7 protein-coding genes and 1 pseudogene are annotated in these 8,846 nt (G+C 51.6%); 3 read left to right on the plus strand and 5 right to left on the minus strand.

Going from position 1 to position 8,846, the window contains the following annotated elements; all coding sequences use genetic code 11:
• Positions 1 to 279 precede the first annotated feature (279 nt).
• Both OKC42_RS21295 and galR read right to left on the minus strand, forming a co-directional pair.
• Entirely contained in the window at positions 280 to 1,566 is a 1,287-nt protein-coding gene (locus tag OKC42_RS21295; RefSeq protein WP_081326103.1) for a maltoporin, read from the minus strand.
• A 467-nt stretch (positions 1,567 to 2,033) separates the two neighbouring features.
• Positions 2,034 to 3,035 carry an HTH-type transcriptional regulator GalR gene (galR, locus tag OKC42_RS21300; protein WP_270820869.1) on the minus strand — a complete coding sequence of 334 codons (1,002 nt, stop codon included), beginning with the start codon at positions 3,033 to 3,035 and terminating at the stop codon, positions 2,034 to 2,036.
• A 312-nt stretch (positions 3,036 to 3,347) separates the two neighbouring features.
• On the opposite strand from galR, the gene galE reads away from it, so the two are divergent.
• The 3 genes from galE to galK are packed head-to-tail and all read left to right on the plus strand — an operon-like array spanning position 3,348 to position 6,601.
• Positions 3,348 to 4,367, plus strand: a complete 1,020-nt coding sequence (galE, locus tag OKC42_RS21305; protein WP_205124731.1) for a UDP-glucose 4-epimerase GalE — start codon at positions 3,348 to 3,350, stop codon at positions 4,365 to 4,367.
• A gap of 26 nt (positions 4,368 to 4,393) precedes the next feature.
• Positions 4,394 to 5,434 (plus strand): galactose-1-phosphate uridylyltransferase, encoded by a 1,041-nt coding sequence (galT, locus tag OKC42_RS21310; RefSeq protein ID WP_270820872.1) that lies wholly within the window; start codon positions 4,394 to 4,396, stop codon positions 5,432 to 5,434.
• A 9-nt stretch (positions 5,435 to 5,443) separates the two neighbouring features.
• A complete protein-coding gene (gene galK, locus OKC42_RS21315) occupies positions 5,444 to 6,601 on the plus strand; it encodes a galactokinase (RefSeq protein ID WP_270820873.1) in 1,158 nt (385 codons plus the stop codon).
• Positions 6,602 to 6,930: 329 nt separating this feature from the next.
• Here galK and OKC42_RS21320 read toward each other — a convergent pair.
• The 3 genes and pseudogenes from OKC42_RS21320 to OKC42_RS21330 all read right to left on the minus strand — a co-directional run.
• Positions 6,931 to 7,177 (minus strand): annotated as a pseudogene (locus OKC42_RS21320) (transposase); the annotation flags it as partial.
• A gap of 265 nt (positions 7,178 to 7,442) precedes the next feature.
• Positions 7,443 to 8,111 carry a YagK/YfjJ domain-containing protein gene (locus tag OKC42_RS21325; protein ID WP_270820875.1) on the minus strand — a complete coding sequence of 223 codons (669 nt, stop codon included), beginning with the start codon at positions 8,109 to 8,111 and terminating at the stop codon, positions 7,443 to 7,445.
• 375 nt (positions 8,112 to 8,486) lie between these two features.
• On the minus strand, positions 8,487 to 8,663 hold the full coding sequence (locus tag OKC42_RS21330; protein WP_108536054.1) for a helix-turn-helix transcriptional regulator: 177 nt from the start codon (positions 8,661 to 8,663) through the stop codon (positions 8,487 to 8,489).
• Positions 8,664 to 8,846 lie beyond the last annotated feature (183 nt).

An 8,846-nucleotide genomic window follows, 5' to 3' on the forward strand; every position in this document is an offset into this window, starting at 1 on the left:
CCCTTCCTCACCATCGCATATCATCCCGCCACTTGCCTGCGCGTAGTGGCTCTGGATGCGGGTGGCACCTCCACCGAGCCGCGACGGGCCCTCCGGCACCATCATCGAAAACACGACCACCCTCTCCCCGAGACAAACAGACTCGCGGACTGCAGCCTCCGTAGCCGGGACTCGCAACATCAGGCTACCGAGAACGACGTCAGCACGACAAGGCGAGTCCTCAATGCGAAATAAAAAAGGGAGCCCAAGCGGGCTCCCTGCGGTGTAACGAGTCGGGATTTACCACCAGGCTTCGGCCTGCACGCCGAAGTTCCAGGTATTGTCATCCTCACCGCCGTTGAAGGATTTGCCTTCGCCATCTTTCAGATAGCTAGCAAACACACGGATCTCCGGGCGGGCAAACATGCTGGGACCAGCTGACCAAGCTTGAGCCAAGGTATATTTTTGACCGCTCGATTTTTCTTCAGAGCCGCTTGTCCAGGTCTTGGTGCTCTCATAAGTACCGGCTTCAACCAGCGTCTTCATGATGTCAGTCCACGCATAACCGCCTCGCGCGACAGCGCTGAACAGTTCGGTGTTGTCATGCCATGCTTCAAGTTTCTCACCCTTACCGTAAGTGAATACATGGTTCACACTGAATTTCTCTCCCATGGGAATGTCACCCGTCAGAATCACCCGGTATCCCTTGGCATCATCGGTCAGATGCCAAACATCATACCAACCGCCCCCTTGGGAGATCATGTTCTGGGCCAGCCCTTTGTCAGCATATTGCAGCACCAACTTCTCGTAGATGCGGCTATCGGCAAAATATTGACTCATTTCTGCGGTCAGCATGACACCATTTTTGGGATCATAGAGATTACCGGCCTTCTCCTGCTCATCGGTCGGATTGGGCATGGCATAGCTGACACCCGCTTCGGTCCAGGCCCCTTCCCAAGGAGCCCAGCCAGCATAGCGCAGGTCCAGGAAGTTAACGTTGAGGTCATTGTTGACAATCGAGTTATCGATATCGTTACCATCAGACCGGATCCATGCCAGTGAGAAGGCGCCTGGACCTGCCTTGAGGTTCTCAACACCGGCACCGGCTCCCGAGATATTCCAGTACTTGGTATCGATGATGTGAAGGTCGTGACGCTGATAGAAGCGCTTGCCAGCCCAAACCACGGCATCGGGCGCAGCGGAGATCAGCCCCTTGGCCTTAACATTGAATTGGCGCAGGGCAAATGTTGCATCGTCCTTGCACTCCTTTTGATCGAAGTTACACACAGTGGTGGTACTTTCATAGTCATTGGAGCCATCGCTCTGCATGCTGAACATGCTGTCTACATAGAAAGTCTTGCCATCCTTGTTGTAAACCTCCTGACCAATACCAATTTCGGTATAGGTATCGCTTTCGTTACCCAGACGACCGACAAAGTTCTGTCGACCGGTTTGCATATCACCGTCTTGGGACACACCTACGCCAGAGCGGAAATAGCCTGTAAAATCAACAGCATTAGCATTCAATGCGGTCATTGACAGAGCGAGGGCAACGGATGTCGTCAGTAGTTTCACTTTCATAGTTATTCCTTTATTCCACTGTTGCATTGTTATCTTGATGAACCGCTTACCAATCCATAGGGAAAGCGCTTTCACTGTCCGGTGGGGATTATAGGAATAACCGTGCCATCGCTGACATGACGCATCTCACAAAACTGTAATTATTACATAAATATCGCGATAAAAACACTTGATAAAACTATCATAAAAATAATAAACAGTTGATATTAATGATGTTTTTCACAAAAAAATAGATGTTATCGATTACACTCGTGGTGGTGATGTTTACACCAGAGATAACCATGGCTCGACCAGACTCATCGCAGCAGACATGACGTCCTCGTGCAGGGCATAGGAAGGCACCGTGAGACCTTCCCGGCCCCACAGGGGTGAGCGACAAAAAGGAGGGGAAGAAGATGAGGCACTAAAAAGGCAAGGCCCCTGACGGGTAACCTTGCCTGATGGTCGATGAATTCAGGTTGTCAGCACGTCGATCAATCGATACTGTGGACTGAATGACGGCGAACCAGAGTCGGGCTGAACATATGTGTCGTCTGGGGCAAGGGCCCACCTTTTGCCAGGGCAATGGCCAGCTCGGCGGCCTGGGTCGCCATGGCGATGATGGGATAACGCACCGTAGTCAGACGAGGGCGCAAGTAGCGGGATATCAGCACATCATCAAACCCCACCAGAGATAGCTCCTGGGGAACCTCGATCCCGTTGTCGCTAAGCACGGACAAGGCTCCTGCCGCCATCGAATCGTTATAGCAGACGACCGCCGTCATCTGTTGCCCCCGGCTCAACAACTCAGTCATCGCGGCTTCACCTCCCAATTCATCTGGACTGCCACGGGAGATCAGGCGCTCATCGACCGGGATATTGTGCTCTTGCAGCGCATCCAGATACCCCTGCAGGCGATCCTGAGAGTCAGAGATCTGATGATTTGAACACAGAAACCCTATCTTCTTGTGCCCTTCCTGGATCAGGTGACGAGTTGCAAGCCAGGAACCATAGCGATCGTCCAGCGCCACACAACGGGACTCGAACCCTGGAACGATGCGGTTGATTAGCACCATGCCGGGAACATAGCTCATCATCTGGATCAGCTCTTCATCTGGCAGCATTTTGGCATGAACCACCAAACCAGAGCAGCGATGCCCTATCAACTGCTCTATTACGTGCTTCTCTTTGGCTGCGTCGTGGTAGCCATTTCCGATGAGCAGAAAATTCCCCGTAGCCTGCGCCACCTGCTCGACTGCTTTAACCATGGTGCCAAAGAAGGGGTCAGACACATCAGCAACAATCAACCCCAGCGTTTCGTTGTTCTGATGGGCCAAGGCTCTCGCGTTCGCGTTGGGGTGGTAGTTGAGTTCATGCATCGCCTTGAAGACGGCATCGCGTGACGCCTGACTTGCCTTTGGCGAATTATTGATGACACGTGAGACTGTGGCGACGGATACGCCTGACAGGAGTGCTACATCTTTGATGGTTGCCATGAATTAGCTTTTCCGGTGAACGGTATAAATAAAAACCTGTGGTTTACAGGGTAAGGATACTACCGACATTTCCAATGCCTGGCACGGCTTTGATACCAAAAGCGGGAGCATTCTATCAATACGAACGCCTCACCGTGTAATCATCTTACATACACTGTTCTCCACTATCATGCTCATCGCGGATAAAAACGTGACAAAAGTCACACAAAATGGAGATAAATCTTCCCGGCCTGCTTTCACAAGCGCAGAATAAGGGTAAGCGGTTACACTAAATAAAACCCAATCAAAACGAGCACCAAGGAGAGATTCATGTTGAATATACTCGTCACGGGTGGAACTGGTTACATAGGTAGTCATACCTGCTTGCAGCTTATCGCTGCCGGGATGACCCCCATCTTGTTGGACAATTTGGTTAACAGTAAAGAAAGTGTACTAGAACGTATCCACACCCTCAGCGGGCAACGTCCCCTGCACTATCAAGGTGATGTGCGGGATGCCGACCTGCTGGATCGTGTGTTTGCAGACCAGCCGATAGATGCAGTGATCCACTTCGCAGGCCTCAAGGCCGTAGGAGAATCGGTAGAAAAGCCTCTCGAGTACTATGACAACAATGTCAGCGGCACCCTGGTGTTGCTGCAGTCAATGCGACGCGCCGGGGTCAAGACCTTACTATTCAGCTCATCTGCCACTGTTTATGGTGAGCCAGAGACCATGCCCATCACCGAGGAATCGCCAACCTTTAGCGCCACCAACCCTTATGGTCAGAGCAAGCTGATGGTGGAGCGTCTCATCAAGGACTTTGCACGATCAGCTCCCGACTGGTCATTGACCCTGTTGCGCTATTTCAATCCGGTGGGAGCCCATCCCAGCGGCATGATGGGCGAAGATCCCCAGGGCATTCCCAATAACCTGATGCCTTATATTGCCCAGGTGGCAGTGGGCCGCCGTGCCAAACTCGCCATCTTTGGTGATGACTACCCGACACCGGATGGTACCGGCGTGCGGGATTACATTCATGTCATGGATCTAGCCGATGGCCATGTCGCAGCCTTGAAACATACTCTTGGGCAAGCTGGCGTCCATGTGTACAACCTGGGCACTGGGCATGGCTACAGCGTCCTGGACATTCATGGCGCCTTCTCCAAGGCCTGTGGCCGCGAGCTGCCTTATGAGATCGTGCCGCGCCGTGCCGGGGACATAGCGCAGTGTTGGGCCGATCCAACACGGGCCTACAACGAGCTGGGGTGGAAGGCTCATCGCACGCTTGATGAGATGACGGCTGATACCTGGCGCTGGCAATCCCAAAATCCGAACGGTTACCCCCTTCCATGAATGTACAGAACGAGACAGGCCTTCCTATGCAATTTGAACCGACCGATCATCCCCACCGTCGTTACAACCCATTGATCCAGCAGTGGGTTCTAGTTTCTCCCCACAGGGCGAAGCGCCCTTGGCAGGGGCAGCAGGATGAACCCGATCGCACCCAGCGATCCGCTCACGATCCGGATTGTTTCCTCTGCGCTGGTAACACTCGCGTCACTGGTGACAAAAATCCGGATTATCAGTCGACCTTCGTCTTTACCAACGACTTTGCAGCCCTGATGGTTGATACCCCGATGGCCCCAACCAGCGAGGATCACCTCTTCCAGCTAGAGAGTGCACGCGGCACCAGTAGGGTAATCTGCTTCTCACCGGATCACAGCAAGACCTTGCCCGAGTTGTCCGTCCCCTCTCTCACCGCCGTGGTCAACACTTGGTGCGAGCAAACTGCAGAGCTGGGGCGCGACTACCCCTGGATCCAAGTATTCGAAAACAAGGGTACCATGATGGGATGCTCCAATCCCCACCCCCACGGGCAGATCTGGGCCAACGACTTCTTGCCCAACGAAGCCGCGCGCGAAGATGATGCCCAACGGGAGTATTTTTCCAAACATGGTCGTGCCATGTTGCTCGATTATGCGGAGCGCGAACAGGCTGATGGCCGCCGTACTGTAGTGGAAACGAAGCACTGGCTGGCAGTGGTGCCCTATTGGGCAGCCTGGCCCTTCGAAACCCTGTTGCTTCCCAAGTTTGCGGTAACACGTCTACCAGACCTGACAGCACAACAGCGTGAAGACCTCGCGCTTGCGCTCAAGAAACTGACCAGCCGCTATGACAACCTGTTTCAGTGCTCCTTCCCCTATTCGATGGGATGGCATGGTGCGCCTTTCAATGGCGAGGAGAATGACCACTGGCAGTTGCATGCCCACTTCTACCCGCCCCTGCTGCGCTCTGCGAGCGTACGCAAATTTATGGTGGGCTATGAAATGCTGGCGGAAACACAGCGCGACCTGACGGCAGAACAGGCGGCCGAACGCCTGTGTTCCGTCAGCGATATCCATTTTCGTGAACAGGTTTGAGGTTGAGTTATGAGTATTGAATCGCCACGCAGCGTGACTGAACGCACCTTTTACACCCAGTACGGTTATCACCCGACCCTCGCCATTCAGGCGCCTGGGCGTGTCAACCTCATCGGGGAACACACGGACTACAACGACGGCTTCGTGCTCCCCTGCGCTATTGACTATCAGACCGTGATAAGTGCAGCTCCCCGCCAGGACAGCCTGATCAGGGTGATCGCTGCCGACTATCACAACCAGCTGGATGAATTTGACTTGCGCCACCCCATAGAGCCGCGCCCGGAATACCTGTGGGCCAACTATGTGCGAGGTGTCGTCAAATATTTGCTATTGCGAGGCTGTCAACTGACCGGGGCGGACCTGGTGCTCAGTGGCAATGTACCGCAGGGAGCAGGTCTGAGCTCTTCCGCCTCTCTGGAAGTGGCGGTAGGACAGATCTTCAAAGAGATGAATCACCTCGACATCAGCCAGGCAGATATCGCCCTGAACGGACAACTGGCGGAAAACAGGTTCGTCGGTTGCAACTGCGGCATCATGGATCAGTTCATCTCCGCCTTGGGTCAGCAGGACCATGCCCTGCTGATCGATTGCCGCAGCCTGGAAACCCGCCCTGTGAGCATGCCGGCCGACATCGATGTGGTCATCATCAACTCGAACGTACGCCGGGGCCTAGTGGATAGCGAATACAATACCCGCAGGGCACAGTGTGAAGAAGCCGCACGGCATTTTGGTGTCAAGGCACTGCGCGACCTGACAATACAGCAGTTTACCGAACGCGCCAACGAACTGGATCCTGTCGTCGCAAGCCGTGCCCGCCACGTCATCTCCGAGAATGAACGAACGCTGGCAGCGGCCGATGCGCTTGCAAATGAAGACATGGTCATGATGGCAGAATTAATGGCGCTGTCTCATGCATCGATGCGCGATGATTTTGCCATCACAGTGCCTGCTATCGACGCCTTGGTCGACATCGTCAAAGATATCATCGGCAGTCGCGGTGGGGTCAGAATGACGGGGGGGGGCTTTGGCGGCTGTATTGTTGCGCTGGTGCCGCAGACTTTGACCGTAACAGTATGTGAGCAGGTAAATGTTCGCTACCCTCAACTCAGCGGCCTGAAACCGAGCATCTATATCTGTAAGCCCTCAGCCGGAGCCGGCCCACTCTAATTTGTTCGCTGACACCTCAATGTCATGATCAGCACAGATTGTAGTGGTCAACTATTTCCAGACTGGTCATGGTATAGCCGCCCTGCCAGGCGGTGAACGCTCGACTTAGTTGAGTTAAACAACGCTCTCAGTGAGCAGCTGTGGTTAACATGTAGATAATACAATTGAACCAAATTTCAGACATATGTTATCTCCATGAACCTACATCAGGGACTGCTTCGGCAGTCCCTTTTTCCTTTGCTGTAAATGTTCGTTTCATTCAACAATCCTCAGCAACGGCATGCTTTCACATGGTTGTTGAATTATTCAATTGAATCCACAACATCCTCCTTTAACATGTTGCGCTCCTCGGTCACTTGGCGCAGTTCGGTTTTCAAGCAGTGTGTCTCGGCTTGCAAGGCAGACTCTTCGTGTTGCTGCTCTGCAGGCTTACCGTGCTGCTTGAGCCAGGCATAAAGACTGTGGCGGGATACCCCGAGGGCTAGCTAGCGCAACGTCAGCCACAGGCCGCCCGCGCTCGGTAACTTGTTTAACCGCTTCGATTTTGAATGTTTCTGGATAACGCTGACGGGTCATAACACCTCCAATGGTTGCCTCATTTTAAGGCTGTGAGGTGTCTAGGGAACTGGGGGTGATTCACTCACCAACTCGGTGATGTCCGCCACTCGACTCAACATGGCGTGGGTCAGGGTGAAGGGAGGGGAATAGGCTGTCATAGATTACTCCAAGTTATGCGATAACAAATGAGGGAATAGCTTAACGGATCCGGGGGTAGAAACTCCTGGATCTGACGTCACCTATACAGTCGTAGTAAAAGTAATTTATCAAATCCAATAAGCCTTCAACGGTTACTCCCCCCGAAACACTGATACCCCTCCACACGGCGCTTCGATTCCCTTTTGGCAAGGTAGGCTGCATGGAGCAGCACTTTTTTTATAGCCACAGGATCATCTGAGAATACTTCGTGCTGTCCCTCCTCTGAAAGTTGAACCAACCCTCGCCTCCTGCAAAAATCAATTGATACATCCGCTTCAAAGACGGCTCGATGCCAAGCTACTCTAAGCTTGTTTGCCAGATTCATATTCTCAGACTTAAAGTTCCCCAGAGAGTAATAGGCATCCCCATTTAAGAAAAACATCAAGTGATAGTGAGGAACGACAGCCTCTGCTGTTTGCTCCCTCGCCCAAACATATCTTATTGCTGTTTTGCGAACTCTTTTCCCATTTGTAGCTTGGCGCATCTGATCCAGCACAAACAGTTTTTCAAGTTCCGCAAAGAATGCTTTCAGCACAGCGCCATGATAACGTGAACTGCCTTCTGATAGGATCCTGGTAAAAACATTATCAGGGAAGCGAAGGTCAACTCTAAAAGCAAAGACTCTAGAGTATTGAGCAAAAGCATGATTCATCACAGTAACAATTTTACTGAGGTTATCCTTATCGAAGGTATACCCACTGTTCTGGTAGTGTCGTTCAGCCGCCACTCGATATTCATTAAGAGTGTCAAACATATTAAACCCCATAGGTAGAAGAAGGACCACATTCTGCGAATGTATGCCTGCGTTAGAATTTAGGTAGCAGTTTTCGAGTGTGCACTAGCACACTTTCATTGAAGGTTTGAAACAGCGCTATCAACTTAGCGATATGATAGGTTATGGATTACGGTATGCTGATGGTTATGAAATCTACATATTTGTACTGTCGATCTGCATACTGTGTATGCAGTTTCACTCGGTGTTTATTTGTATTCCTTATTTATATATTACTATTGCCGACACCAAAGTATTGAATGTAAAACCAACATAATAACTCTAGTCCCTGATAGGACAAGACTTGTAGCCTCAGCAACTAGCCAATTAATATCGATAATTCGTCAGAAATTAGCCTTAGCGAAGATTTATTTTCTCTTCAATCCACAACTCTATTTCAGAGCTAACCCAAGCAACAGATCTTGGGCCGATCTTGACTGATGCGGGAAATTTCCCGTCATTCATCTGACGGTAAACAGATGCCTTAGAGAGTGATGTCATTGCGATGACATCTTTTAACTTAAGTAGTTTCATGATGAGCTCCTTTTCGTTCATAGAACGTGGTGCTCGTGTAAAAATATAGCGGAACAGTAACCATGTATCTTGATCACACTCCGTTACCCAAGAGGAGATTTAAAGGTGCATATTCCGGCCGATCATGAACACCGATTCCGGTTCAACGTGAACACCATTTCCGGACCAATGTGAACGCTCATT

This window comes from Aeromonas sp. Y311-2 (genome assembly GCF_027706025.1).
GTDB lineage: Bacteria > Pseudomonadota > Gammaproteobacteria > Enterobacterales > Aeromonadaceae > Aeromonas > Aeromonas veronii.

Bases quoted from the DNA above. Each gene is read 5' to 3' on its own strand.
- galR (WP_270820869.1), bottom strand. From the start codon at position 3,035: ATGGCAACCATCAAAGATGTAGCACTCCTGTCAGGCGTATCCGTCGCC.
- galT (WP_270820872.1), top strand. From the start codon at position 4,394: ATGCAATTTGAACCGACCGATCATCCCCACCGTCGTTACAACCCATTG.
- galK (WP_270820873.1), top strand. From the start codon at position 5,444: ATGAGTATTGAATCGCCACGCAGCGTGACTGAACGCACCTTTTACACC.
- OKC42_RS21325 (WP_270820875.1), bottom strand. From the start codon at position 8,111: ATGTTTGACACTCTTAATGAATATCGAGTGGCGGCTGAACGACACTAC.
- OKC42_RS21330 (WP_108536054.1), bottom strand. From the start codon at position 8,663: ATGAAACTACTTAAGTTAAAAGATGTCATCGCAATGACATCACTCTCT.